At 59.4% G+C, this 26,449-nt stretch carries 24 protein-coding genes and 1 pseudogene; 14 read left to right on the top strand and 11 right to left on the bottom strand.

The features are described from left to right. Window positions 1-3: 3 nt before the first annotated feature. The 3 genes and pseudogenes from ATO10_RS01750 to ATO10_RS01760 all read left to right on the top strand — a co-directional run bounded on the left by ATO10_RS01750 (window position 4) and on the right by ATO10_RS01760 (window position 4,346). Window positions 4-1,086 carry a TRAP transporter substrate-binding protein gene (locus ATO10_RS01750; RefSeq protein WP_035247215.1) on the top strand — a complete coding sequence of 361 codons (1,083 nt, stop codon included), beginning with the start codon at window positions 4-6 and terminating at the stop codon, window positions 1,084-1,086. Window positions 1,087-1,158: 72 nt separating this feature from the next. Next, window positions 1,159-1,977, top strand: a pseudogene (locus tag ATO10_RS01755) (TRAP transporter small permease subunit); the annotation flags it as partial. A 17-nt stretch (window positions 1,978-1,994) separates the two neighbouring features. Next, window positions 1,995-4,346 carry a TRAP transporter large permease gene (locus tag ATO10_RS01760; RefSeq protein WP_035247221.1) on the top strand — a complete coding sequence of 784 codons (2,352 nt, stop codon included), beginning with the start codon at window positions 1,995-1,997 and terminating at the stop codon, window positions 4,344-4,346. Window positions 4,347-4,439: 93 nt separating this feature from the next. On the opposite strand, the gene ATO10_RS01765 is transcribed toward ATO10_RS01760, so the two are convergent. The 4 genes from ATO10_RS01765 to ATO10_RS01780 all read right to left on the bottom strand — a co-directional run bounded on the left by ATO10_RS01765 (window position 4,440) and on the right by ATO10_RS01780 (window position 6,862). Continuing rightward, a complete protein-coding gene (locus ATO10_RS01765; protein WP_035247224.1) occupies window positions 4,440-5,291 on the bottom strand; it encodes an arginyltransferase in 852 nt (283 codons plus the stop codon). A 63-nt stretch (window positions 5,292-5,354) separates the two neighbouring features. After that, window positions 5,355-5,810 carry an RDD family protein gene (locus ATO10_RS01770; protein ID WP_035247226.1) on the bottom strand — a complete coding sequence of 152 codons (456 nt, stop codon included), beginning with the start codon at window positions 5,808-5,810 and terminating at the stop codon, window positions 5,355-5,357. Window positions 5,811-5,881: 71 nt separating this feature from the next. After that, window positions 5,882-6,283 carry a DUF2852 domain-containing protein gene (locus ATO10_RS01775; protein WP_035247228.1) on the bottom strand — a complete coding sequence of 134 codons (402 nt, stop codon included), beginning with the start codon at window positions 6,281-6,283 and terminating at the stop codon, window positions 5,882-5,884. Between the two features lie 96 nt (window positions 6,284-6,379). Next, window positions 6,380-6,862, bottom strand: coding sequence for a YbaK/EbsC family protein (locus ATO10_RS01780; protein ID WP_035248269.1), 483 nt, complete (start codon window positions 6,860-6,862; stop codon window positions 6,380-6,382). Between the two features lie 75 nt (window positions 6,863-6,937). On the opposite strand from ATO10_RS01780, the gene ATO10_RS01785 reads away from it, so the two are divergent. Together ATO10_RS01785 and ATO10_RS01790 are read left to right on the top strand one after the other, a co-directional pair. Further along, entirely contained in the window at window positions 6,938-9,721 is a 2,784-nt protein-coding gene (locus ATO10_RS01785) for a [protein-PII] uridylyltransferase family protein (protein ID WP_035247230.1), read from the top strand. After that, entirely contained in the window at window positions 9,714-9,983 is a 270-nt protein-coding gene (locus tag ATO10_RS01790; protein ID WP_035247232.1) for a hypothetical protein, read from the top strand. The genes ATO10_RS01785 and ATO10_RS01790 overlap by 8 nt, the downstream gene beginning before the upstream one ends. A 32-nt stretch (window positions 9,984-10,015) precedes the next feature. On the opposite strand, the gene eda is transcribed toward ATO10_RS01790, so the two are convergent. The 5 genes from eda to ATO10_RS01815 all read right to left on the bottom strand — a co-directional run bounded on the left by eda (window position 10,016) and on the right by ATO10_RS01815 (window position 13,845). Then, a complete protein-coding gene (gene eda, locus ATO10_RS01795; RefSeq protein WP_035247233.1) occupies window positions 10,016-10,657 on the bottom strand; it encodes a bifunctional 4-hydroxy-2-oxoglutarate aldolase/2-dehydro-3-deoxy-phosphogluconate aldolase in 642 nt (213 codons plus the stop codon). Window positions 10,658-10,720: 63 nt separating this feature from the next. After that, a complete protein-coding gene (locus ATO10_RS01800) occupies window positions 10,721-11,419 on the bottom strand; it encodes a hypothetical protein (protein WP_051597886.1) in 699 nt (232 codons plus the stop codon). After that, a complete protein-coding gene (serS, locus tag ATO10_RS01805) occupies window positions 11,419-12,711 on the bottom strand; it encodes a serine--tRNA ligase (RefSeq protein WP_035247235.1) in 1,293 nt (430 codons plus the stop codon). Before serS ends, ATO10_RS01800 begins: the two co-directional genes overlap by 1 nt. A 114-nt stretch (window positions 12,712-12,825) precedes the next feature. After that, the gene (locus ATO10_RS01810) at window positions 12,826-13,236 is read right to left on the bottom strand and encodes a pentapeptide repeat-containing protein (RefSeq protein WP_051597887.1); all 411 of its coding nucleotides are present in this window, start codon (window positions 13,234-13,236) and stop codon (window positions 12,826-12,828) included. A gap of 12 nt (window positions 13,237-13,248) precedes the next feature. Beyond that, a complete protein-coding gene (locus tag ATO10_RS01815; protein WP_035247237.1) occupies window positions 13,249-13,845 on the bottom strand; it encodes a hypothetical protein in 597 nt (198 codons plus the stop codon). 290 nt (window positions 13,846-14,135) lie between these two features. Between ATO10_RS01815 and yajC the strand changes: the two genes are divergently transcribed. The 9 genes from yajC (at window position 14,136) to ATO10_RS01855 (ending at window position 20,276) form a co-directional block, all read left to right on the top strand. After that, on the top strand, window positions 14,136-14,459 hold the full coding sequence (gene yajC, locus ATO10_RS01820) for a preprotein translocase subunit YajC (RefSeq protein WP_051597888.1): 324 nt from the start codon (window positions 14,136-14,138) through the stop codon (window positions 14,457-14,459). Between the two features lie 12 nt (window positions 14,460-14,471). Then, the gene (gene secD / locus ATO10_RS01825) at window positions 14,472-16,133 is read left to right on the top strand and encodes a protein translocase subunit SecD (protein WP_035247239.1); all 1,662 of its coding nucleotides are present in this window, start codon (window positions 14,472-14,474) and stop codon (window positions 16,131-16,133) included. A 10-nt stretch (window positions 16,134-16,143) separates the two neighbouring features. Beyond that, on the top strand, window positions 16,144-17,115 hold the full coding sequence (gene secF, locus ATO10_RS01830; protein ID WP_035247241.1) for a protein translocase subunit SecF: 972 nt from the start codon (window positions 16,144-16,146) through the stop codon (window positions 17,113-17,115). Continuing rightward, window positions 17,115-17,471 (top strand): Mth938-like domain-containing protein, encoded by a 357-nt coding sequence (locus tag ATO10_RS01835; protein WP_035247243.1) that lies wholly within the window; start codon window positions 17,115-17,117, stop codon window positions 17,469-17,471. Before secF ends, ATO10_RS01835 begins: the two co-directional genes overlap by 1 nt. A 39-nt stretch (window positions 17,472-17,510) precedes the next feature. Beyond that, the gene (gene ccmA / locus ATO10_RS01840) at window positions 17,511-18,125 is read left to right on the top strand and encodes a heme ABC exporter ATP-binding protein CcmA (RefSeq protein ID WP_035247245.1); all 615 of its coding nucleotides are present in this window, start codon (window positions 17,511-17,513) and stop codon (window positions 18,123-18,125) included. Next, window positions 18,122-18,778: a heme exporter protein CcmB gene (ccmB, locus tag ATO10_RS01845; protein WP_035247247.1), complete on the top strand. Its 657-nt coding sequence runs from the start codon at window positions 18,122-18,124 to the stop codon at window positions 18,776-18,778. The genes ccmA and ccmB overlap by 4 nt, the downstream gene beginning before the upstream one ends. Before the next feature lie 70 nt (window positions 18,779-18,848). Beyond that, window positions 18,849-19,580: a heme ABC transporter permease gene (locus ATO10_RS01850; RefSeq protein ID WP_035247248.1), complete on the top strand. Its 732-nt coding sequence runs from the start codon at window positions 18,849-18,851 to the stop codon at window positions 19,578-19,580. Beyond that, entirely contained in the window at window positions 19,577-19,729 is a 153-nt protein-coding gene (gene ccmD, locus ATO10_RS16125) for a heme exporter protein CcmD (protein ID WP_202898638.1), read from the top strand. Before ATO10_RS01850 ends, ccmD begins: the two co-directional genes overlap by 4 nt. After that, window positions 19,722-20,276 carry a DsbE family thiol:disulfide interchange protein gene (locus tag ATO10_RS01855; protein ID WP_238323337.1) on the top strand — a complete coding sequence of 185 codons (555 nt, stop codon included), beginning with the start codon at window positions 19,722-19,724 and terminating at the stop codon, window positions 20,274-20,276. Before ccmD ends, ATO10_RS01855 begins: the two co-directional genes overlap by 8 nt. Window positions 20,277-20,472: 196 nt before the next feature. On the opposite strand, the gene acnA is transcribed toward ATO10_RS01855, so the two are convergent. Then, window positions 20,473-23,157, bottom strand: a complete 2,685-nt coding sequence (gene acnA / locus ATO10_RS01860; protein WP_035247250.1) for an aconitate hydratase AcnA — start codon at window positions 23,155-23,157, stop codon at window positions 20,473-20,475. A 143-nt stretch (window positions 23,158-23,300) separates the two neighbouring features. Next, a complete protein-coding gene (locus tag ATO10_RS01865; protein WP_035247252.1) occupies window positions 23,301-26,093 on the bottom strand; it encodes a bifunctional aconitate hydratase 2/2-methylisocitrate dehydratase in 2,793 nt (930 codons plus the stop codon). Window positions 26,094-26,449: the final 356 nt, after the last annotated feature.

Below are 26,449 nucleotides of genomic sequence, written 5' to 3' on the forward strand. Positions count from 1 at the left end.
CTGATGGATCGACGTTCATTCCTACGTACGTCTGCACTTGGCGGTTCTGCCGCTGCCGCTTCGACTCTTGCCGCTCCGGCCTATGCTCAGGGCAAACGTACCCTGACGATGGTGACCTCGTGGGGGCGTGGTCTTGCTGGTGTGTTTGATGCTGCACAGCGTTGTGCTGATACCATTACCGCAATGACCGACGGCGACCTTACCGTCGAAGTTAAAGCCGCTGGCGAATTGGTTGGCGCATTCGAAGTCTTTGATGCTGTGACCTCGGGTCAGGCTGACATGTATCACGCTGCTGACTACTACTTCACCGGTCAGCACCCGGGTTACCAGTTCTTCACCGCCGCGCCTTTTGGCTCGACCGCACAGGAAATGGCCAACTGGTACTACCACGATGGCGGTATGGAACTGCATGACGAACTTGGCCAGATCTTTGGCCTGAAGTCGTTCCTGGCCGGCAACACCGGTGCTCAGGCTGGCGGTTGGTACCGCAAGGAAATCAATGGCCCTGAAGACTTCCAGGGTCTGAAGTTCCGCATGCCGGGCATGGGTGGACAGGCACTCGGTAAACTGGGTGCTTCGGTTCAGAACCTGCCGGGTTCGGAAGTGTATCAGGCGCTGGCGTCTGGGGCGTTGGACGGCACCGAGTGGATCGGCCCCTGGGCGGATGAAAAAGCCGGTTTCCAGGAAATCACCAAGTTCTACTATACCGCTGGTTTCCACGAACCTGCTGCAGGTCTGTCGCTGGCCACCAACCGCGAAGTCTATGAAAGCCTGCCCGCCGGTCAGCAGAAGATCATCGAGATTGCAGCTGGCGAAGCGCACCAGTGGAACCTGGCTCAGTTCCTGACCAACAACGGTGCAGCGCTGCAGCGCCTGCAGGCTGCTGGCGTCAAGGTTCTGGAATTCCCCGACAGCGTCTGGGATGCCTTCGGTACCGCCGCAAACGACACCCTGAACGAGTACATGGACGACGAACTGTTCGCGCGTATTCGTAACAGCCTTGCCGACTCGACCAAAGCGTCGTCGGGCTGGCTGACGCAGGGTGAGGGCGCCTATCGCTCTCAGCGTGACCGCGTTCTGGGCTAAGCCTTACACATGAAAATGATGCGCCCCGGGTCCTTTTAGGCCCGGGGTGTATTCGCCACTGCGCCCTTTAGCGCAGTAAAGACGGGGGAGGCACTGTTGGAACTGTCCACAAAACAAACCATCATGACGATTGTTTATTACGGCGGCTCGGTCGAGTTCTTTGCCGCCATCATGACATTGCTCATTTTGGCAACCGTTATAGGGCTTTGGCGCCGCGAAATCATGTGGGGCTATGTGCGGGTGTTGGAAGGCTTTGCCAATACGGTGGGTCGCTTCTTTGCCTGGGCTGGTCTGTTGATGGTGTTGCAGCAGATCATGATCGTGTTCTTGCAACGAATCTTCCGCGTCTCTGAAATTTCCTTTGGGTTCTTCGCCAAGGATCTGTCGTGGTGGTCCGAAGAACTGAAGCTGTATAACGCGATGATCGTGGCGCTCTGTGCCACCTACACCTTTGTGCAGGGCGGTCATGTGCGGGTTGATCTAATCTATTCCGGCGTGTCGCACCGCACCAAGCGGGTGATCGACATGTTGGGGTCGCTTCTGTTCATGATGCCGGTGGCAGTGCTGACATGGATGTATGCCTGGTACTTCTTGTGGCGTCACCTGATCACACCGAAACCCTCGGCCACCGATACGCTGGACAAGCTGATGCTTAAGGCGCGCGCGGTGCGCTGGAACGTTGAAACCATTGGCTTTTCGCCCAACGGGTTCAACGCCTACTTCCTGTTCAAGGTTCTGTTGCTGGCCTACTGCGGATTGATCTTCCTGCAAGCCGTCGCCTTCTTCTATCGCTCGTTCCTCGAGTTCGTTGAGGGGCCGGAAAGCGAAGGCAAATACCTGGATAAAGACACGCTTGGCGAAGGCGAAGAAGCCTTTGAAGGCACGCACTAACTAGAGGCAGATGAGACATGTTTGGACTTGATGGCGTCGAGATTGGCCTGATCATCGTTTTCCTGTGCCTCTTTGGGGGCATTCTTTCAGGCTTTCCGGTGGCGTTTGCCATTGGCGGGGCCGGGGTTATCTCGTTTGGGATCATTGCCGCGCTGGATAGCGCGGGCCTGTTGATCCACCAAGCGATTGATACCTCAAGCGCGGCTTACAATGCGCTGGTTGCCCAAGGCATCCACCCGGACGCGATATCAACCTTTAGGTACCCGGACTTACCAAGATATGCCGAAGCGGTTTTCCCGCAGGGCTGGGAAACCGCGATGAACCGGAACATCTCGTTCGTGGTGAACCGGATGAACGAGCGGGTTCTGGCCGGTCAGTCGATTGAGACCCTGCTGGCGGTGCTGATGTTCGTTCTGATGGGCATCACGCTGGAGCGTTCCAAGATCGCCAACGATCTGCTGACCACCATGGCGCGCGTCTTTGGGCCGCTGCCCGGTGGTCTGGCCGTGTCTGTTGTGGTTGTGGGGGCGTTTCTGGCCGCCTCCACCGGCATCGTTGGCGCGACCGTGGTGACCATGGGCCTGCTGTCACTGCCCACGATGTTGCGCAACAAATACTCGCCCGAGTTGGCGACCGGTGTGATCGCCGCGTCGGGCACGCTGGGACAGATCATTCCGCCTTCTATCGTGATCGTTCTGCTGGGCACTTTGGCGGGGGATCTGTATTCAGCCGCGCAGGAAGAACGCGCCGCGCTTGCGGGCTGTTCCGATGCGCTGACCTATCTGGGTGAGGCCGCGGTAGTTTCCGTTGGCACGCTGTTTCAGGCCGCGATCCTGCCCGGGATCATGCTGGCTTTTCTCTATGGGGCCTACGCCTTTGGCTATGCGGTGCTGAACCCGAGCAAAGCCCCCCCGGTGGTGTTTGAAGGCTCCAGCAGCGAGCCGGTGACCCGGAGTGAAACGCTGACTTGGTTCCTGTTTGTACCTGTGGGTCTGATTGCTGCTGCTGTTCTGGCGGGTGCTATGAATCTGTCGGGCAGTCAGGATCTGACAGTCGACAGCATGACCGACGCAGGTCAGACCGCATCGCTGCGCACCAACGTGTCCGAGCAGTGCAAGGTTTCGATGATCGAGCTGCACGGGCAAGAGAAATGGGACGACGCAGTCGCCCAGCAGCAGGCCATTGATGCCGCTGGCGGCGTAGCTCAGAGCGAGCGCCTGACCGAGGCACAGATCGCCGAGGCCCGTGCGGCCAAGATCAAAGCTGCGCCTCTGGTCTCGGGCAGCTTGCTGGCTGGTCTGGTGTTCCTTGGTATCGCGATGAGCGGCGCACGGGGCGTGTCGCCTTCGGCCAACCCGACGCCGCTGCTGATCGGGGCAGGTGGGGTTGTGTTGACATTGCTGGTCGATGCCGTGCTGGTGGCGCCGGATGCGTCGCCGGGGCAGGCTTTGATGCTGTTGGCCATTCCTTTGCTGTTGGCCCTGTATGGCACGCGCTATGCGATGGGGCTGTTGGGCAGGAACGATCTGATCCGTGTGGTCTTCCCGCCGCTGGTTCTGATCGTTGCTGTGCTTGGCTCGATCCTGGGCGGGATCACCAATCCGACCCCGGCGGCGGCGCTGGGCGCAGGGGGGGCGATCATGCTGGCGGCCTATCGCAAGCTGCAGGACGAAGAAAAGTCTGGCCGTTTGATCATCTGGGCGTCGCTGGCGATTGTTGTGATGATCCTTGTGGGCACCGAGTTCGACCTGCGTCTGGGGCGTGAAGACGTGCCGCTGGAAGACCTGATCGCCTATTACGCGGCGCGCGGCACCTATTTCTTCGCGATGTTCGGCATCCTGTACAGCTGTTATGTGCTGCTGCGCACGGGTGTGCTGAAGGTTGTGGTGCGCGAGACGGCCAAGGTGACCTCGATGGTGTTCACCATTCTGATCGGTTCGCAGCTTTTGAACCTGGTGGTGATATCGTTCGGGGGGGAACATTACATCCAGCAGTTCCTGCGCAGTTTCGACAACCAGATGACGGTGTTCCTCATCGTGATGCTGGTGCTGTTCGTGCTGGGCTTTGTGCTGGATTTCCTGGAAATCATCTACATCGTCGTGCCGATTGTGGGGCCGGTGATCTATGGCGGGTCCTTTGATCCGAAATGGGTAACCATCATGATCGCGGTGAATCTGCAGACCAGTTTCCTGACGCCGCCCTTTGGCTTTGCGCTGTTCTATCTAAGGGGGGTTGCGCCGAGGGAGGTCACGACGGGGCATATCTATCGCGGGATCATACCGTTCGTGTTGATCCAGGTGGTGGGGCTGGCGATCCTGTGGTTCTTCCCGGCGATTGTGACCATCGTGCCGAACCTGCTGCCGAATTAAACGTCGGACCGGGTATCAAAATGAAAAGCCGCCCTTCGGGGCGGCTTTGTTGTTTTCATGTCGCAGCGGGGCCGCTCCGGCGGGTGCACGTGGTCAGGTGGACGTGCGGATTTTGGGCGGAGCGACGGTGTCGGGCAGGGTGATTTGCGCGACTTGTTCGGCGATGGGTTCCACCGACAACGGGTGGGTTGCGGCGGCGTGGTCCTCGGGCTGGCCAAGGGGTTGCCAGACGCCATCCTTGTGAATTTCCAGCCCCGAAAACTTGGCCTTATAGCCCATTTTCGGGCTGCCCGGCACCCAGTAGCCCAGATAGACAAAGGGCAGGCCAGCCTCGCGTGCGATTTCGATATGATCAAGAATCAGATGCGTGCCCAGCGAGTGGTTGGCGTAATCCGGGTCATAGAAAGAATAGACCATCGACACCCCGTTTTCCAAAACATCGGTCAGGCTGACGGCGATCAGCGGGCCGTTGCGGCGGCCTTCCTCGGGGGGGGCGGTGTATTCAATGACGCGCGAGCGAACCGGGGTTTCCTCGATCATCGCGGCGAATTCGAAAATGTCCATATCGGCCATGCCGCCATCGGCGTGGCGCGCGTCAAGATAACGGCGAAACAGCGAGAACTGTTCTTCGGTTGCCCAGGGCGAAGTCGCATGCCGGCGCAAGCTGGCATTTTTGCGCATGGTTTTGCGTTGGCTGCGGTTAGGCTCAAAATCAGCCACCCGGATGCGGGCAGACATGCAGGCGCTGCACTCGGCGCAGGCCGGGCGGTAGAGCACGTTCTGCGACCGGCGAAAGCCCTGATACGATAGTGTGTTGTTCAGCGGTTCGGCTGTTTCGCCCTGCAGGGCTGTAAACAGCTTTCTTTCCATCCGGCCCTCAAGATAGGGGCAGGGCTGCGGCGCGGTTACATAGAACTGCGGGGCGATAGGAAGCGTATGGCGCATGTCACCTGTTTGTTTTCGCGGTTACCTTAAACGCTAGCAAAGCAGGCGCGCTTCGCCAAGCATTTAGCGCGAAAGTCTTCCCGGACGGTTAATGGCTGCACATCCAAGCACCATATCGGGCAGGCCCTGTCCACGCGGCAAAGACAACATGAGCACCACCGAGATCACCTGAGGCACCACCATTGAAAAGGCGATGCTGAAGGTAAGCGTGTGCACAAAAGCCTGAAACAGGCTGAGGCGTTGCCCATCGCCAGAGCGGAATTCGATCGATGTCAGGCGCATGCCCAAGGTTGCAGAACCTGCCGCCAGCGTCACCACCCGATAGGCGAACCCCACCAGCATCATCAGGAAAGGGAAAAAGAACAGCCCGGTAAAAGCGGTGAATGGCACCACCAAAATGGTCAGCAACAAGATCACAACCGTGTCGATGACAAAGGCAATCAGCCGTTTGACGGGGACGTCGTTGTAAAACTCGGGCTGTGTGTCCGGGTCGGGCAGACCCCAGTGAAGATCGGTCATGGCGCTTTCACGTTGTTGGCAAGGGAACGCGCCCCAAGTATGGGGCGCGCGGCAGAGAGGGAAAAGCGTTTTTACAGCTCGACGGGTTCAGCTTCTTTGGTTTCTTTCGCCTTGCGGGCGCGATCATCCATGAAGTCATCAAATTCCGATTTGTCCTTGGCATCACGCAGACGTTGCAAGAACGCTTCGAACGCTTCTTGTTCGTCTTCCAGACGGCGCAGCGTTTCAGCCTTATAGGCGTCAAAGGCGCTGTTGCCCGAGGATTTGAAGGCGTGACGGACTTGATGGCGGGTATGGGTGCGTTTCGAGCAGCCGGTGAACATGCGTTTACTCCAGATCATATAGGCAAGAAGGACAAGACCGAGGGGCCAGAAAAAGATGAAACTTAGAACCATGGCCGCGATCCATGCGCCTTTACCGCGCTGATCGAGCCAGTCTTCGGCTTGTGAAGGCCATGTTGCGACGGAACTCATTTGTAATCTCCTGCGTTCAAGTTGAATGTGAATGTCTTTCACATCCTCAAGATCGGGAGTGCGTCCGCCTTTATCAAGGGTTAATGTGAATGATTTTTACATTAACTTTGATTGCGACGTAAAATCAGACACTTGCGCGCCCGTCATTTGCTGTAAATCAGAGGATTTTAGCGCAAAGACATGGCGCGGCGTGCCGGCTGCGGCCCAGATCAGATCGAATTCCAGCAGTCGTGGGTCGGCAAAAGCGCGGATCGGGTTCAGATGCCCCACGGGCGCGACCCCGCCAATGGCAAAGCCGGTCTGGGCGCGGATTAACTTGGCATCGGCCTTGCCCAACGGCTCGCCCGCCAAAGCAGTGGCTTTGTCAGAACACACCCGGTTGCCGCCTGCGGTCAGAAACAGAACCGCCTGACCGCTATCTTCGCCGCGAAAGATGATGGATTTGGCGATCTGGTCGATGTGGCAACCCACGGCATCCGCGGCCTCGGCGGCGGTGCGGGCCTGACCCACCTCGCGCAGGTCAACCTCTACCCCTGCGGCCTCAAGCGCCGCTTTCACACGTTTCAAACTCTTGCTCATGAACGCGACAATAACGGGGCGGGCGGGGCCTTCAACCCCGTTGACCCAGACGCGCGGCGAGGGCATCACTTGGGCATGAAGTTTACCCAACGCATTACCCGCGCGCCCATCGCCTATGACGCTGAACTGGGGGCCGCATTGGCGGACCCGTTGCTGGATTTGCCGCCCGAGTTGCGCGAAGTTTTACAAGGCACCGCCGGATGCAGCCCCTATCTGAAGAACCTGATGGGGCGCGAGTCCGAATGGCTGGCGCAGGCTTTGGCGGGCACACCCGAGGAAGCGATGAACGGGCTGTTGGCGGATGTTCGTGCGCTGCCGCTGGATCAGCTGAAAGTCGGGATGCGGCAGGCCAAAAGGCGCGGGGCGCTGTTGATTGCGCTGGCTGATCTGGCGGGGGTCTGGGCGCTGGAACCTGTCACAACCGCGCTGACCAATCTGGCAGATACGTGCATTGATACCACGATCAAGGCGCTTCTGGCGCCCGAGGTAAAGCGCGGCAAGTTGCCTGGCATGGGGGAAGATGACATAGAAACCGCTTGCGGCATGGTCGCGATGGCGATGGGCAAACAGGGCGCCTATGAACTGAACTATTCGTCAGACATTGACCTGATTTGCCTCTTTGATCAAACCCGGTTTGACCCCAAAGAGTACCAATACGCCCGTGCTAGTTTCATCCGCGTGACCCGCAAAATGGCGACGATGCTGTCGGATATCACCGGGGACGGCTATGTGTTCCGCACCGATCTGCGGCTGCGCCCCGATGCCTCGGTCACGCCGGTCTGCCTGGCGATGGAACCGGCCGAGCGTTATTATGAAAGCCTTGGTCGCACATGGGAACGGGCCGCGCATATTAAGGCGCGTCCCTGCGCCGGGGATCTGGACGCCGGTTGGGCCTATCTGGAACGCCTGCGGCCGTTCATCTGGCGCAAACATTTGGATTTCGCGGCCATTCAGGACGCCCATGACATGCGCATGGCGATCCGCGACCACAAAGGCTTGCATGGTGACGTGACCATCGAGGGCCACAATTTGAAACTGGGGCAGGGCGGCATTCGCGAGATCGAGTTTTTCACCCAGACAAGGCAGCTGATCGCCGGTGGGCGCGACCCGGACCTGCGGGTGCGTGGCACCGTCGAGGGGTTGGCAAAGCTGGCCGAGAAAGACTGGCTACCGGTTGAAACCTCGGACGCGCTGGCCGACCATTACCGTGCCCACCGCGAGATCGAACACCGCCTGCAAATGGTCAACGACGCCCAAACCCATTCGATGCCCACGTCGGCGGATGGGATAGACCGGATCGCGCGGTTTTGTGGTGAAAGCGACACTGAAAATTTCCGTGCTAAGCTGCGTGATCGCCTGCATGCCGTGGCCCAGCTGACCGATGCCTTCTTTGCCCCCGAAGGAGCCGAGGAAACGCCGAAGTCTGATGGTGTTTCAGACGCGGCGCGCCAGATCATGGAACGTTGGCCAACCTATCCGGCGTTGCGCTCGCCCCGGGCGGTTGAACTGTTCAACCGCCTGAAGCCTGGCATTCTGGCGCGGCTGCAAACAGCCGCAAAACCAGAAGAGGCCTTGTCGGCATTTGATGGTTTCCTGTCGGGGTTGCCAGCCGGGGTTCAGGTGTTTTCCCTGTTTCAGGCCAACCCGCAACTTGTTGATTTGATTGTTGATATCGCATCAACTGCGCCCGAGCTTGCGCGCTATCTGTCGCGCAATGCCAGCGTGCTGGACGCGGTGATCGGCGGCGATTTTTTTGCCGATTGGCCCGGGCGTGATGGGTTGCAAACTGACTTGGCCGCGCGACTGGCCGAAGTGGGCGATTACGAGGGCCAGCTGGATACCGCACGGCGTTGGGCCAAGGAGTGGCACTTCCGCACCGGCGTACATTTCCTGCGCGGCGTGATTGATGCGGACGAGGCCAGCAGCCAATACGCCGATCTTGCAGGCGCCGTTCTGGGCGCGCTTTGGCCCTGTGTCGTCGCTAATTTCGCCGAAAAACACGGGGTGCCGCCGGGCAAGGGTGCTGTGGTTCTGGGCATGGGATCGCTTGGTGCCGCGCGGCTGACGGCGCGCTCTGATCTGGATCTGATCGTGATTTATGACGCCGATGGCGTGGCAGAATCCGAGGGTCGCCGCCCGCTGCCCGCGCGTACCTATTACGCCCGCCTGACCAAGGCTTTGGTCACCGCCCTGTCGGCACCGATGGCCGAAGGGATGCTTTATGAGGTCGACATGCGCCTGCGGCCTTCGGGCAATCAGGGGCCGGTTGCGACCTCGTTTCAATCCTTCCAGACTTATCAGCGCGAAGAGGCCTGGGTATGGGAACACCTTGCCCTGACCCGCGCCCGCGTGATCGCGGGGGATGCTGCTCTGGGGGATCAAATCGAAAGCTTCCGCCGCGCGATGCTGGCGGGGCTGGCGGATGGCGCACGGATTTCCGAGGGGGTGGAAGACATGCGCCGGCGTTTGTCCGAAGCCAAGCCCGCCAAAGGCATCTGGGATGTCAAACTGGGGCCGGGACGGGGACAGGATATCGAGCTGTTGGCGTCGACAGCCGCCTTGATGGCCGGGGCAGTGGCCACCAATGTGCGGGCACAGTTACAGGCAGGTTGGTTAGAGTCCGGCAAGGCGGATGTCCTGTGCCAAGCCTATGTTTTATTTCGCAAAGTTCAGTTAGCGACCAGCCTGTTGACCGACAAGGCGCTGAACCCGTCCGAGCTGGGCGAAGGCGGGAGGGTGTTCTTTTTGAAGGCGACCGGGGCCGAAGAGGTAGACACGCTTGCCTCGCAGTTGGAACAGGTCCAAATGAACAGTGATCAGATCATTTCGGAAGTGTTGGAGAGAATGAAAGATGAATGATGTTCAGGATTTCGATCCCAAAGGACTGATCCGCGAGGCTTATCGGATTGAGGGCATCAACCTTCCCGATTGTCGCACCATTTTTCTGGACTGGGCGCTCAGTGTCCGAGGCGAGACATTTACCCATGTTCAGGCCTTGTTGGATCTCTATGGCGTGGATGCGCCCGACCACCCGATGACACAGGTGCTGAATGCGGCGCTTGAGGGGCCAGCGTCCCCGCAGCGCCGCGGGGGGCGTGCCGCGCGAAAGCCACAGGCCTAGCCCCGCGGCCCTCCCCCGATCCCCGGCTACGCCTATCGCGGCAGGGCGGCGGCTTCGGCGGCCAGCGCGGTGATGCCGTCCCAATCGCCATTAGCGATCAGGTCATTGGGCGCCACCCACGAGCCCCCTGCGCATAGAACATTGGGCAGGCTCAGGTAATCGGTCGCGTTTGTCGGGCTTACGCCACCGGTGGGGCAGAACCGGATTTGCGGAAGCGGGGAAGCCAGTGATTTCAACAGCTTGGCACCGCCTGCGGCTTCGGCCGGAAAGAACTTTTGCACCGTATAGCCGCGCTCCAGCAGCGCCATTGCCTCAGACGCCGAAGCGGCCCCCGGCAGCAGCGGCAGATCGGCTTCTTCGCAGGCCTCCAGCAATGTCTGGGTCGATCCGGGGGAAACACCAAAGGTCGCGCCCGCGTCCTTCGCGGCGGCGACATCCGCAGGGGTCAGCAGGGTGCCCGCGCCAACGACGCCACCTTCTACGCTGGCCATTTCGGCGATGACCTCAAGCGCAGCATCCGTGCGCAGCGTTACCTCAAGCACCGGCAGACCGCCCTTCACCAACGCCTGCGCAAGGGGTTTGGCGGTGGCAACGTCTTCGACCACCAACACCGGGATGATCGGGGCGAGGCGACAAATTGCTTCGGATTTCACGCTGGCTTCTTGCGGGGTCATGGGGCGCTCCTTGGGGTTCGTTAGCGCTCACATATCGTGTTTTTCTGTCGTTGCACAGAAAAATTATCGCACCCGCCAACTGACGGCGCCCATGACCACAGCGCAGAAGGCGGCGGTCAGCATCACGGCGGCCTGATCGGCCCAATGGGCGACCGCTACCGCAACAAAGGCCCAGACCAGCGCCAGACCAAATTCAGGCGCGCGGCTCAGGCGTTTTTGCACCATACTGCCCGTGGCCAAGGCCCCGCCCAGCGCCACAAGTGCCCAGTTGGCATTGCCTAGCGGGATGCCAAAACCAGCGCCTATCAGTGCGACCGAGGCCCAAGCCGAATAGGTCAGCCAGCCCGCATAAAGGGCAAGCGGCGCTTGCAGCCACCACCGATCTGTCGCGGGGCTGCGAAACAGTGCCCAAACCGCTGTGATCAACATCCAGACAATCAGTACCGTCGCCATCACCGGATCCGTGCCCGACAGGCTGGCCCACACCGTGCCCGGCGCCAAACACAGGATCAGTGGCAGGCGGGTGCTGTCCCACGCCGGGTCCTGCCCGCGTTTGATCATGCCGAACCCGGCACTCAACAAGGTCCAGACATAGATCACCCCCCACATCAGCAGCCCATAGCGCGCCACATGGGCGGGGGCCTGCCATTGCGGGTCGTGGAACAGTTCGGGATCATAGGTCCCGAACCCGTCGCTCAGCAGCGGTGAGAGCGCGAAAAACAGCGCGGCGCAGAAGGTAAAAACAGCTTTGATCGGGTCCATCAGGCCAGTGTACCATCTGCTTTCAGCGTTGTCTTGCCGCGCAGATAGGGGTGCAAAACCTCGGGCAAAGTGACCGAGCCATCGGCGTTCTGGCCGTTCTCCAGAACCGCGATCAGGCAGCGGCCCACCGCAAGGCCCGAGCCATTCAGCGTATGCACAAACTGCGGCTTGCCACCCTCAGAGGGCTTGAACCGCGCGTTCATGCGCCGCGCCTGAAAATCGCCGCAGGTCGAGACCGAGCTGATCTCGCGATAGGTATCCTGACCGGGCAACCAGACCTCAATGTCATGGGTGCGGCGCGCGCCAAAGCCCATGTCACCAGTGCACAGCACCACAGTGCGATAGGGCAGGCCCAGCTTTTCCAAGATGCCTTCGGCGCAGGCGGTCATGCGGGCGTGTTCGGCCTCAGAATCCTCGGGTTTCGTCACCGAGACCATCTCGACCTTTTCAAACTGGTGTTGACGCAGCATCCCGGCGGTGTCCCGACCGGCTGACCCGGCTTCCGAGCGGAAACACTGCGTGTGCGCCACATAGCGGCGGGGCAGGTAGCCCTCTTCGACGGTCACGCCGTTCACGATGTTGGTCAGCGTCACCTCGGCGGTGGGGATCAGCCACCAGCCATCGGTGGTCTTGTAACTGTCCTCACCGAACTTGGGCAGCTGGCCGGTGCCATACATCATCTCTTCGCGCACCAGCACGGGGGTGATGGTTTCGGTCAGGCCGTTTTCTTCGACATGGGTGTCCAGCATGAACTGCGCCAAGGCCCGGTGCACGCGCGCCACGCCGCCCGAGAGCAGCGCAAAACGCGAGCCGGCCAGCTTGGCGGCGGTTTCAAAATCCATGCCGTCTTGGACGGCGGGCAGCTCATAGTGCTCTTTAGGCTGGAAATCGAAACTGGCCGGGGTGCCCCAGCGTTTGATTTCCACGTTGTCATCTTCATCCGCGCCCTTGGGCACGTCGCCGTGCGGCGCGTTGGGGATGGTCATCAGCAGATCAACGAGTTCCGCATCCTTGGCCTTGGCGGCCTCGTTCATCTGCGCCACTTCGGCCTTTTTGTCAGCCACCAAAGCGCGGAGCCGTTCAAACTCGGCCTCGTCCCCCTTGGCCTTGGCCGCGCCAACCTCTTTAGAGGCCTTCTTTTGATCCGCCTGCGCGGTTTCCGCGGCCAGGATCAACGCGCGGCGTTCCTCGTCCAGCGCCAGCACGGTCGACGACATCGCCGCCTCATCGCGCAACGCCAGAGCGGCGTCGAAAGCATCAGGGTTCTCGCGGATGGCTTTGATGTCATGCATGGGTGTGGTCCTAGACGTCGGAATCGTTGCGGGCGTTATGCCGCATCAGTCCAACGATTGAAATCAGTCTTTCACCTAAAGGCTGACCACAACAGTTACTGGTAAGTATTTCAGTTAAATAGCCGGTATCGGCGAAGACCAACTTTCGGGACGTTCTACATTCTCGGGTAAAATTGTGTTGTCATCACCCAAAGCGTCGGCTAGCTCTCTGGGATCCAAATTTATTACACCACTCAGGTCCGCTCCACGAAGATCCGCTTCATCCAGTTCGACATGGGACATATTTACCTTTCGAAGGATGGCGCCTGAAAGGTTTGCTCCAGTTAGATCCGCATAACTTAGATCAGCTCCAGAAAAATCAGAACCCTCCAGATTCGCTAACCGCATTACAGCCTCACGGAAGTTCGCCAACCGAAAGTCCACGCCTTTTGCAAGTGCGCTAGACAGGTCTGCACTTTGCAGGTTGGCCCTTGCCAAGCTTGCATTGCTTAGATTCAGAACGAAATCTTTCAACGATTTCTTCATTCTACACTCGCCTTAGATGCTGTCGTTCCGGTTTCTGGTTAAAACAGTTAACGCCGCTTGGACGTCCGCTGGCATTGATGGAGGGTCTTCTTTAGAACCTTCGGTCTCTTCTTCTATATCACATATATCTGTGCTTTTTTGTTTTTCAGTCAAGAATGCGTTCAAGATTGTCCACATTCTCACTCTATCTTCTTTGGAGTCCAGCATAATGCTTTCGAGGGTATAAACCGCCCCCACTCGTACTGTTATTTCCTCACTACCAAATTGATCAACTACCTTTGATATGCGTTCAGTCAGTAGTGCTTTGGCTGCAATATCGGCCTGTCTTTGAGCAACTAAGGAACGCCAAACAACAAATGGAGCGCCAAGCAGTGCCGCTAGAACCACGCCAATTTGGTAGATCGACTTTTCGGTAAACTGATTTGGGCCGTTAATGGCTTCGTAAGTCGCCGCGGCTAGCAATGCTATTAAGCCTACAATCACGGCACATAAGACCAACATGCAGGTAGTTATCAACACCCCTAAAAAGCTCATGAATCTTGGTGCGCGGTCGTAATTTAGCGGCTCGCTAAATCCCAACGCCACAAGCAAAGTCGATTTTTTCTGCATTACATTGCCCTCAACCAATGGGGGCATCATGGGGCAGGTTTGCGCGTGGGGGAAGTCTGAAATGCCCGTGTCGCTTGCGGCACGGGCAGCGCCGTCCCGCCCCCATGGGGCGGCGCGATTGCGCCACCCCTCGGGCCGGCGCTGCCCTTTGTTGCGCTTTGATCCTTGCCGCCCCGCAATCCGTGCCCATATCCGGTGTGATCCGCCTTGCTATCCCTTTGGGCGCTGGCTAGGGTGCGCGCCAATTCATCACAGGGCCGGTAGGGCCCGACCAAGAGGGGAACTTTCCGATGTTTGCAACGCCTGCTTATGCTCAGGCTGCCGGTGGTGGCAGCGCTTTGACCAGCTTTGTGCCGCTGATCCTGATCTTCGTGATCATGTATTTCCTGATGATCCGCCCGCAGCAAAAGAAGATGAAAGAGCACAAGGCGATGGTCGAGGCTCTGCGTCGCGGTGATCAGATCGTCACCCAGGGCGGCGTGATCGGCAAGGTCTCGAAGGTCAAGGATGACAACGAGGTAGAGGTCGAGATCGCCGAGGGCGTGAAAGTGCGCGTTGTGCGTGCCACCATCACGCAGGTTCTGAACAAAACCGAACCGGCAGAGACCGCTTAAGGCTGACATACCATGCTGCAAATCCCCTTTTGGAAGCGCCTGATGATCGTGGGCGCCTGCCTGCTTGGTCTGGCGCTGGCTTTGCCCAACCTGTTCTATGTGCGGGTTGAGGGCCACAACGACGCCATCAAAGAGATCGAACAGGCGGGCAGCACGCCTGTCCTTGAGGCGCAAAAGGGGGCGTGGCCAGCATGGATGCCCAGCGGGCTGGTGAACCTGGGGCTGGATCTGCGCGGGGGGGCGCATTTGCTGGCCGAGGTGCAGGTGGAAGACGTTTACGCCGACCGCATTGATGCCATGTGGCCCGATGTGCGCGACGCGCTGCGCGAGGTGCGGGCCGAGGTTGGCACCATCCGCCGCCAAGACAGCGACCCGGCCGAGCTGCGCGTGCGCATCTCGCAGCCCGAAGGCATGGCCGTGGCCCTGCAGGCCGTGCGCGAATTGGCGCGGCCTGTCGCTTCGCTGACCGGGGTGGGCCAAAATGACATCGTGGTGTCGGGGGACAGCGCCGATCTGATTGTGCGCCTGTCCGAGGCCGAGGCGCAAGCCACCGATGACCGCACGATCCAGCAATCACTGGAAATCATCCGCCGCCGCGTGGATGAGGTCGGCACCCGCGAACCCACCATCCAACGTCAGGGCGAAGACCGGATTCTGATTCAGGTGCCCGGCATCGGTTCCGCCGCCGAGTTGAAAGCGCTGATCGGTACGACTGCGCGCCTGACCTTCCATCCGGTCGTCGGACGCTCGTCAAACCCGGATCAGGCGCCCGGTGCCCGCAATGAAATCCTGCCCTCACTGGATGAGGAAGGCGTGTTTTACATCGTCGAGCAGACCCCGGTTGTTTCCGGCGAAGATCTGGTCGATGCGCAGCCCGCCTTTGATCAAAACGGTCAACCCGTTGTGACTTTCCGTTTTAATGCCACGGGCGCGCGAAAATTCGGGGACTACACGGTTGAAAATATCGGATCACCCTTTGCCATCGTGCTGGATGACGAGGTGGTTTCCGCCCCGGTGATCCGCGATGCAATTCGGGGTGGTTCGGGGCAAATTTCGGGTGGGTTCACGGTTGAGGAAAGCAATCAACTGGCGATCTTGCTGCGCGCAGGTGCGCTGCCCGCTGAACTGACTTTCCTTGAAGAACGCACCATCGGCCCGGAGCTTGGCGCCGACAGTATCGAGGCCGGCAAGATCGCCTGTATCGTGGCGGGGATTGCCGTGCTGGTGTTCATGGGGCTGTCCTATGGCCTGTTTGGCCTGTTCGCGAATGTCGCGTTGATCATCAACGTCGGGCTGATCTTTGGCCTGCTGTCGATGATCGGTGCCACGCTGACCCTGCCGGGCATCGCCGGGATCGTGTTGACCATTGGTATGGCGGTGGACGCCAATGTGCTGGTGTTTGAACGCATCCGCGAAGAGCTGAAATCCGCCAAAGGCCCGGCGCGGGCGATTGATCTGGGCTATGAAAAAGCCCTGTCCGCCATCATCGACGCCAATATCACCACACTGATCACCGCCGTGATCCTGTTCATGCTGGGCTCTGGCCCGGTGCGCGGCTTTGCGGTGACCTTGGGCGTGGGCATCATCACCTCGGTCTTTACGGCGATCTTTGTGACGCGCCTGCTGATCGTGTGGTGGATGGAACGCCGCCGCCCCAAACAGATCGAGGTATGAGGATTTACCCATGCGTTTAAAGCTCGTACCCACTGAAACCAGCTATGACTTCTTTTCACTGTCGCGCGTGACCTTTGGCCTTTCGGGTCTGTTGGTGGTGCTGTCGATTGTGGCGTTCTTTATCTTTGGCCTGAACTTTGGCATCGACTTCCGGGGCGGCACGACGATCCGCACCGAAAGCACCCAGTCCGTTGACGTGGGCACCTATCGTGATGCGCTGACGCCACTGAACCTTGGCGATGTGTCCATTACCGAGGTCTTTGATGCGACATTCGGCCCGGATAAAAACGTCGCCCAAATCCGCATTCAGGCCCAGGACGGACAAGAGGCGATCACGCCCCAAACCATTCTGGCCGTGCAGGGCGCGTTGGTCGCCGTTGACCCGGCGATCACCTTCCCAAGCGTCGAAAGCGTTGGCCCCAAAGTCTCGGGCGAGCTGGTGCAAACCGCTGTGCTGGCGGTGGTTTTGGCCATCGGCGCGGTGTTGATCTATATCTGGCTGCGGTTTGAATGGCAGTTCGCGCTGGGCGCTGTGGCGGCGTTGGTGCATGACGTGGCGCTGACCATCGGGTTGTTCGCCGCGTTCCAGATCAAGTTCGATCTGGCGATTATCGCAGCGCTTTTGACCATCGTGGGCTATTCGCTGAACGATACCGTGGTGGTATTTGACCGGGTGCGGGAAAACCTGCGCCGGTTCAAGAAGCTCACCCTGCGCGAGGTCCTGAACCTGTCGATCAATGAAACACTTTCGCGCACGGTGATGACCTCGGTCACGACACTGATCGCGCTAATCTCGCTGATCGTGCTGGGCGGTGACGTGATACGCGGGTTCGTTTTTGCGATGATCCTTGGCGTGGTGATCGGCACCTATTCGTCAGTCTTTGTGGCCTCGAACATCCTGCTGATGCTGGGTGTGAAACGCGACTGGTCCAAGCCTGACAACGGTGCCGCGGGCACCCAATTCGGCAACGTAGACGCCTGATGCACCTGTCCGAGGTCACTTTCGAAGGCGTCACGCCGATTGATGGCTACGGCCCCGGCTTTTTCCGCATCGGGGGCGAGCTGTTCAAAGGCGCGGTCATCGCCAATGGCGCCACTGTTACCCCGTGGGGAGGGCTGGACGATCCGGCGCCACTGATGACGCTGGTGGGGCAGGTGGATGTACTGTTTGTCGGCATGGGAAACGAGATCGCCCATTTGCCCGCCGATCTGCGCGCGCAGCTGGAAGAAGCCGGACTGGGCGTCGAGGTTATGGCCAGCCCCGCCGCTGCCCGCACCTATAATGTGCTGCTGTCTGAAGGGCGCCGTGTCGCCGCGGCCCTGCTGCCCACTGCATAAGCGCTTTCCCAGATGGCGCGAACTTGCTAAGCGGGTGCCATGGAACTGCAAGTCAGCGATCTTTCCTGTGCCCGTGGGGGCGTGCCCATTCTGGAAGGGGTGAATTTCACCGTTTCAGGGGGCGAAGCGCTGTTTCTGCGTGGCCCAAACGGCATCGGCAAAACCACGCTGCTGCGCACGTTGGCGGGATTGCAGCCCCCCTTGGCGGGCTCGGTTTCCGTACCCCATGAAAGCCTTGCCTATGCCGCCCATGCTGATGGGCTGAAGGCGACGCTGACGGTGGCCGAAAACCTGAAATTCTGGGCGCGCATCTTTGGCACCAAGGGCATTGAACATGCTTTGGCGCATTTCAACCTGACAGAACTGGCCGAGCGTCAGGCGCAGAACCTTTCTGCCGGGCAAAAGCGCCGCCTTGGGTTGGCGCGGCTCTTGGTGACGGGGCGGCCCATTTGGGCTTTGGATGAACCCACGGTGTCTTTGGATACGGATTCCGTCGCGCTGTTCGCGCAGGCGGTTCAGGCGCATCTGGAGGGCGGAGGCATGGCGCTGATTGCCACCCATATTGATCTGGGGTTCGAGGCCCGTGTGCTGGATATGTCCCCCTTCAAAGCCAAAACCCCGGTCTATGACGATTTCGACGAGGCCTTCCTGTGATCGCGCTGCTGACCCGAGACCTGATTTTGGCGATCCGCGCAGGCGGGGGCTTTGGCCTTGGACTGGCGTTCTTCCTGATCGTCACCATCCTTGTGCCCTTTGGCGTTGGCCCCGAAAGCGCGATCCTGTCGGTCATCGCGCCGGGCATCCTGTGGGTGGGGGCGCTTTTGGCCTGCCTGTTATCGCTGGATCGTATCTTTGCGCTGGATTTCGAGGATGGCTCGTTAGACCTGCTGGCCACTGCGCCGATCCCGCTTGAGGGCGTGGTGGCGATGAAGGCCGCCGCCCATTGGGTCACCACCGGATTGCCGCTGACGCTGGCCGCGCCGGTGCTGGGCACGCTGTTGCACCTGCCGGTCGAAGGCTACCTTTGGATGCTGCTGAGCCTTGCCATTGGCACCCCGGCCCTAAGCATGATCGGCACGTTTGGCGCGGCACTGACCGTGGGGCTGAAACGAGGCGGGCTGCTGATGTCGTTGCTGGTGTTGCCACTGTACGTGCCGACGCTGATCTTCGGCGCGGAAACCGTGAAGCGGGCGCTTGACGGCCTGACCACCGCAACCCCGGCTTTGATGCTGGCAGGGGTCACTCTGGCCACCTGCGCGCTGCTGCCTTTTGCTGCCGCTGCTGCAATTCGTATCAATCTGCGTTAAGGCGTCATGGCACAGACGTTCACGCAGTATTGAACTTGAGAAGACACCCCAGAGGACATAAGACATCCCCATGGCATCTATCTGGCAATACGCGAACCCGGTCAAATTCATGCAGACCTCGGCAAAGGTACTTCCTGCGCTGAGCGTCCTGACGGCCGTCACCCTGATCGTCGGTCTGGTCTGGGGGTTCTTCTTTACCCCTGACGACTATAAGCAAGGCTCGACCGTCAAGATCATGTTCATCCATGTGCCTGCGGCCCTGATGGCGATTAACGCCTGGCTGATGATGCTGGTGGCCTCGCTGATCTGGCTGGTGCGCCGTCACCACGTTTCGGCGCTGGCCGCGCGGGCGGCAGCACCTATCGGCATTACCATGACTTTGATTGCACTCTTTACCGGGGCGATCTGGGGTCAACCGATGTGGGGCACCTATTGGGCCTGGGATCCGCGGTTGACTTCGTTCCTTGTGCTGTTCCTGTTTTACCTTGGCTACATGGCGCTTTGGGCGGCCATCGAAAACCCGGATGCCGCGGCGGACCTGACAAGCGTGCTGTGCATGGTGGGGTCGGTCTTTGCGCTGTTGTCGCGCTATGCGGTGAACTTCTGGAATCAGGGGCTGCATCAGGGCGCGTCTGTTTCACTGGACAAAGAGGAACACGTGAATGACGTCTTCTTCTATCCGCTGCTGCTTTGCATGATTGGTTTCGTGCTGTTGTTCGTGCTGCTGGTCCTGCTGCGCACCCGCACCGAAATTCGCACACGACGCCTGAAAACCCTGATGGCACGGGAGCGCATGACATGATCCCTGAACTTGGAAAATACGCCACCGAGGTGCTGGGCGCCTATGCGGTCACACTGCTTCTGCTGGCCGCTCTTATCGGCGGCAGCCTGATGCGGTCTGCCAAGGTTCGCAAGCAACTGAAAGAAGTTGAGGAACGCAACAATGGCTGATGAAGCAAAGCGCAAAATCCCGCTGTTGATGGTCTTGCCACCGCTGATCTTTCTTGCCTTGGCGGCGCTGTTCCTTGTGGGGATGTACCGCGAGGACCCCGATGTTTTGCCGTCGACATTTGCGGGCAAACCCGCGCCAGCGCTTCAGGTAGAACCGTTTGGCGAAGGCGAGGCCCTGCAGGATGCAATGTTGCGCGCACCGGGCGTCAAGCTGGTGAACTTCTGGGCGAGTTGGTGCGCGCCGTGTCGCGCTGAACATCCCCAGCTTGAGGCGATGCAGGACGCAGGCGTGACCATCTATGGCATCAACTACAAGGATGAACCCGCCAAGGCGCGCGGTTTCCTTGAGGAGCTCGGCGATCCCTATGCGGCGAAAGCGACCGATCCGGTCGGGCGCACCGCGTTGGACTGGGGCGTTTACGGCGTGCCGGAAACCTTTGTGATTGATGGGAAAGGGCAGGTTGTCCTGCGTTTTCCGGGGCCGATCACCGTGTCGATCCTGCAGGATAAGATCCTGCCGGCCATTCAGTCCGCCGCTGTTGAATAAGGCTTAGCCTGCGTTCATCAATAGCAGTACGAAGGCGGCAAAAGCCATGCCTTCCAAGATCGGTATTGGTACCGCGAATCGAGTCAATCGTCCCCACATGCGGGACAGGCTAGCGCCTCTGTTCCTTAATTTCGCCTAAATCTTGCCTTGTTTGGCCCGGAAGGGCCGGAAACACAGTGTTTCCGGCGTTCTTGCGTTAGCTTTTCGCCAGATCGCGCAGCACGTAATGCAGCACGCCACCGTGTTCGACGTATTCGATCTCGGGCGCGGTATCGATGCGGCATTTCAGGGTGATTTCTTTGGTCGTGCCATCAGCGTAGGTGATGGTGCAGGGCACGTCTTGCAGTGGCTCGATCGTATCCAAACCGGTGATCGACACGGTCTCATCCCCCGTCAGCCCCAGCGTCTTGCGGGTGTCGCCGGCGGTGAATTCAAACGGGATCACCCCCATGCCCACAAGGTTGGAGCGGTGAATACGTTCAAAGCTTTCGGCGATCACTGCCTTCACCCCCAAAAGCGCGGTGCCCTTGGCCGCCCAGTCACGACTAGAGCCTGCGCCATACTGTTCGCCGCCAAACACCACCAGCGGGGTGCCATTGGCCTGATGCGCCATCGCCGCATCAAACACGCTGGTCTGCGCGCCGTCCGGCCCTTTGGTATAGCCGCCTTCGACCCCATCCAGCATTTCATTCTTGATGCGGATGTTGGCAAAGGTGCCACGCATCATGACCTCGTGGTTGCCGCGCCGCGACCCGTAGGAGTTAAACTCGCGCGGCTCGACCTGCCGCTCCATCAGATATCGGCCCGCAGGCGTGTCGGTTTTGAACGACCCGGCGGGCGAGATGTGATCGGTGGTGATCATGTCCCCCAGCATCAACAGCACCTTGGCGCCTTCGATATTGCTGATCGTGCCCGGCTCGGGCCCCATGCCCTGAAAATAGGGCGGGTTCTGGATATAGGTGGACGCGGGCGGCCAGTCATAGGTTTCCTGATCCGGCACCTCGACGCTTTGCCATTTCTCGTCGCCTTTGAAGACATCGGCGTATTTGCTTTGAAACGCCTCGCGGGTGACGGTCTGATCGACCAGCGCGGCGATCTCGGCGTTGCTGGGCCAGATGTCTTTCAGATAGACCGGCCCATCGGTGCCTTCGCCCAGCGGTTCCGAGGTAAGATCAATGTTCATGTCGCCTGCCAGCGCATAGGCCACCACCAAGGGCGGCGAGGCCAGATAGTTGGCGCGCACATCGGGGCTGATGCGGCCTTCAAAGTTGCGGTTGCCCGACAACACGGCGGTGGCGACCAGATCGCCCTTATTGATCGCGTCGGAAATCTCGGGCTGAAGCGGGCCAGAGTTGCCGATGCAGGTGGTGCAGCCATATCCGACAAGGTTAAAGCCGATGGCGTCCAGATCGTCTTGCAGCCCTGCGGCCTCAAGATAGTCGGTCACGACCTGCGATCCGGGCGCCAGAGAGGTCTTCACCCAAGGCTTGCTGTCCAGCCCCAGCGCGCGCGCTTTGCGCGCCACCAGCCCCGCGCCGATCATCACATAAGGGTTCGACGTATTGGTACAGGAGGTGATCGAGGCAATCACAACCTTGCCTGACCCCATCGTGTAATCTTCGCCCTCGACCGGGACCTCTTTGCCCATGTCGCGTTTGAACGTCTTGGCCATTTCGCCGGCGAAGGCAGATTTCGTGTCGGTCAGCGGGATGAAATCCTGTGGCCGTTTGGGGCCGGAAATGGCGGGCACGATGCTGCCCATGTGCAGCTCTAAAGTGTCGGTATAGATCGGGTCGTAATCTGCACCGCGCCAGAACCCGTTTTCCTTAGCATAGGCTTCGACCAGCGCGATCCGATCCTCATCGCGGCCGGTTTTATGCATGTAGCGCAGGGTTTCAGCGTCAATTGGGAAGAAGCCGCAGGTCGCGCCATATTCAGGCGCCATGTTGGCGATGGTGGCGCGGTCGGCCAAAGGCAGGTGATCCAGCCCGTCACCGTAGAATTCGACGAATTTGCCCACCACGCCTTTTTCGCGCAGCATTTCCACGACTTTCAGCACCAGATCGGTGGCGGTCGTGCCCTCGACCATCTCGCCGGTCAGCTTGAAGCCGATGACTTCGGGGATCAGCATGGAAATCGGCTGGCCCAGCATTGCCGCCTCGGCCTCTATGCCGCCAACGCCCCAGCCCAGCACAGCCATGCCATTGACCATGGTGGTGTGGCTGTCGGTGCCCACCAGCGTATCGGGGTAGGCGATCAGATCGCCGTTCTGGTCCTCGTCGGTCCAAACCGCCTGCGCCAGATATTCGACGTTCACCTGATGGCAAATACCCGTGCCCGGCGGCACAACGCGGAAGTTGTTGAACGCGGTCTGGCCCCATTTCAGGAAAGTATAGCGTTCAAGATTGCGTTCATATTCGCGGTCCACATTCATCTGAAATGCGCGCGGATTGCCGAAGTAGTCGATCATGACCGAGTGATCGATGACCAAATCCACCGGCACCAGCGGGTTGATCTTTGAAGCCGAGCCTTTCAGCCCCACAATCCCGTCGCGCATCGCCGCCAGATCGACCACGGCAGGCACGCCGGTGAAATCCTGCATCAACACGCGGGCAGGGCGATAGGCGATTTCACGCGGGTTATTGCCGCCATTGGCCCCCCATTCGCCGAAAGCTTTGATGTCATCCACTGACACTGAAAACCCGGCGTCTTCGAACCGCAAAAGGTTTTCAAGAACCACTTTCAGTGCGGCGGGCAGGTTTTCAAACGTGCCCAGTCCCGCGGTCTGCGCAGCCGGGATCGAGTAATAGGAAAGGCTCTGATCGCCCACCTTTAGGGTGCGGCGGGTTTTGGCGCTGTCTTGTCCGACGGTGACAGTCATGGCGTGGCTCCTGCTGGCTCAGACGGTTACCTTAAAGATAGGCAAAAAGGCCGGTCGCTCAAGTCGGGCAAGGGCAAAAGACGAAGGGCGGCGCAGATACCTGCACCGCCCTTGCATGTCTTGTGGTGTCGATGAACGACAGATCAGAAGTGGACAGACCGTGCGGTCGCCGGCACCTGCAGCGGCGGCGCGAACTTGGTCAGGTCGATACCTTCAACGGCGACCTTGTACTCTTCCAAGGTCGGGGTGCGGCCAAGGATGGCTGACAGAACCACTACCGGGGTCGAACCCAGCAGCGATTCACCCTTCTTGTCGGCGCTGTCACCCACAACGCGGCCTTGGAACAGGCGGGTCGAGGTGGCCAGAACGGTATCACCTTTGGCGGCCTTTTCCTGGTTACCCATGCACAGGTTACAGCCGGGACGTTCCAGATACAGGATGTTTTCGTACTCGGTACGTGCGGTGGTCTTCGGGGCGCTGTCGTCGAACTCGAAGCCCGAGTATTTCTCAAGCACGTCCCAGTCACCTTCTTCCTTCAGCTCATCAATGATGTTGTAGGTCGGGGCGGCGACAACCAGCGGGGCGTTGAATTCGATCTTGCCGTTGGCGTTTTCCAGATTCTTCAGCATCTGGGCGACGATCTTGATGTCACCCTTGTGCACCATGCACGAACCAACGAAGCCCAGATCCACTTTCTTCTCGGCTTTGTAATACGAGATCGGGCGGATGGTGTCGTGGGTGTAACGCTTTGACACGTCGGCGTTGTTTACATCGGGGTCGGCAATCATCGGTTCGTCGATGACGTCCAGATCAACAACAACTTCAGCGAAGTACTTGGCATTGGCATCCGGGGTCAGGGCAGGCTTTTCACCCGATTTGATCTCGGCGATGCGTTTGTCGGCCTTGTCGATCAGACCCTGCAGCATGCCGTTTTCATGCTCCATGCCTTTGTCGATCATGATCTGGATGCGGCTCTTTGCCAGTTCCAGCGAACCGATCAGGGTCTCGTCATTCGAGATACAGATCGACGCCTTCGCCTTCATCTCGGCGGTCCAGTCGGTGAAAGTAAAGGCTTGGTCGGCCAGCAGGGTGCCGATGTGCACTTCGATCACGCGGCCTTGGAAGACGTTGTCGCCATGCTGCTGCAACATCTGCTGCTGCGTGGCGTGCACGACATCACGGAAATCCATGTGGTCCTGCATTTTGCCTTTGAAGGTCACCTTGACTGATTCCGGGATCGGCATGGAGGCTTCGCCGGTGGCCAGCGCCAGCGCCACGGTACCACTGTCCGCCCCAAAGGCGACGCCCTTGGACATCCGGGTGTGGCTGTCGCCGCCGATGATGATGTCCCAATCCGATACGGTGATGTCGTTCAGCACCTTGTGGATCACGTCGGTCATCGAGTGATAGACGCCTTTGGGGTCACGACCGGTGACCAGACCGAAGTCGTTCATGAACTTCATCAGCTTGGGCGTGTTGGCCTGTGCTTTAAGATCCCAGACCGATGCGGTGTGACAGCCCGACTGATACGCACCGTCAACGGCGGGCGACACGACGGTCGCGGCCATGGCTTCCAGTTCCTGCACAGTCATCGGACCGGTGGTATCCTGCGAGCCAACAACGTTTACCCGCACGCGTACGTCCGAACCGGCGCTCAGGGTTTTGCCGTCGGCCACGCCCAGAGCGTTGTTGTTAAAGATTTTCTCAACCGCAGTCAGGCCCTGACCTTCGGCGGAAATCTCTTTGGAGGGGGCGAATACGGCAGGGGCTTCGACACCAAGGGTTTCAGCGGCGAATGTCTGCAGCTTTTTACCAAAGACGATGGCATAAGAACCGCCGGCCTTCATGAACTCCAGCTTTTGCGGGGTGAAAGAACCAGCCATGTCGACCAGCTCATCCGAGCCATCGGCGCTGTACAGCTTCTTGTCTTTTGTGTTGATGGTCAGCACGGTGCCGGTCTCGACCGAGTATTTTTCTTCGAGGATCGGGTCGCCGTCGTTGTTCAGGATCGGGTTGCCGTCTTCGTCGGTTTTCTTGACCCAGTTTTTCAGGTCGACACCGATCCCGCCGGTCACGCCAACGGTGGTCAGGAAGATCGGCGAAATGCCGTTGGTGCCAGCCACAACCGGCGCATAGTTCACAAAGGGAACATAGGGGCTGGAAGGCTTGCCGGTCCACAGGGCGACGTTGTTCACACCCGACATCCGCGACGAACCAACACCCATGGTGCCTTTTTCCGCGATCAGCATCACACGCGCATCGGGGTGCTTGATCTTGAGCGCTTCGATCTCGTCCTGCGCCGAGGGCGAAATCATGCACTTGCCGTGCAGCTCGCGGTCAGCGCGCGAGTGGGCTTCGGCGCCGGGCGACAGAAGGTCGGTCGAAATATCACCTTCGGCGGCGATATAGGTGACCACTTTGATCTCTTCGTCGATCTCGGGCAGCTTGGTGAAGAATTCTGCCTGTGCATAGCTTTCCAGCAGGTCCTTGGCGACGGCGTTCCCGGCTTCAAAGGACTCTTTCAGGCGCTCCATATCGGCTTCGTACAGGAAGACCTGAGTCTTCAGCACGCTTGCGGCTTTCGCTGCGATGTCGGCATCGTCACCCAGAGCCAGATCCAGCAGTACGTCAATCGACGGGCCGCCCTTCATGTGCGACAGCATCTCGAAGGCGAATTCAGAGCTGATCTCGGCCACGTCGGCCTGACCAAGAATGATATCTTTCAGAAAGGCAGCTTTCACACCAGCGGCGCTCGTGGTGCCGGGCAGGGTGTTGTAAATAAAGAATTTCAGCGAGTCTTCACGGTGCTTGTGGCCGGTGTCTTTGATCTGCTCGATCAATTCGCCAACAAGGGCACCATCGTCAATGGGTTTGGGGTTCAAACCCTGCTCTTTGCGCGTATCGATTTCAGTAAGGTAGTCTGTGTACAAGCTCATGACGATCCCAACGACTTGGTGTTAGAGTAAACTTGCTGACCCGGTAGCAGATCTCTCTGACATACCGGGGCAAGCTGGCTGTATGCAATAGTATGCCAAAGTATTCTGACATGCAAGTTCTTTCAGCGTAGTCAGGCGGCATAGGCTTGCAAAACCTACTGATACTGTATGCGCATCCTGGGGTCCAGAAGGCGCGGGAGCATGGGATTTGCAGTGCGGCGGGGGGCGTGCTCAACAATCGCTCGCAAATGATTGATTGGTACGTGCGCAGGGGGTGGCATAGGACTATAAACAAGACGCAAATCTACGCTATTGGGGAAACATGGGCCGGATCAGACATATCATAACAGCAGCTG

This window comes from Actibacterium atlanticum (assembly GCF_000671395.1).
Taxonomy (GTDB): Bacteria; Pseudomonadota; Alphaproteobacteria; order Rhodobacterales; family Rhodobacteraceae; genus Actibacterium_D; species Actibacterium_D atlanticum.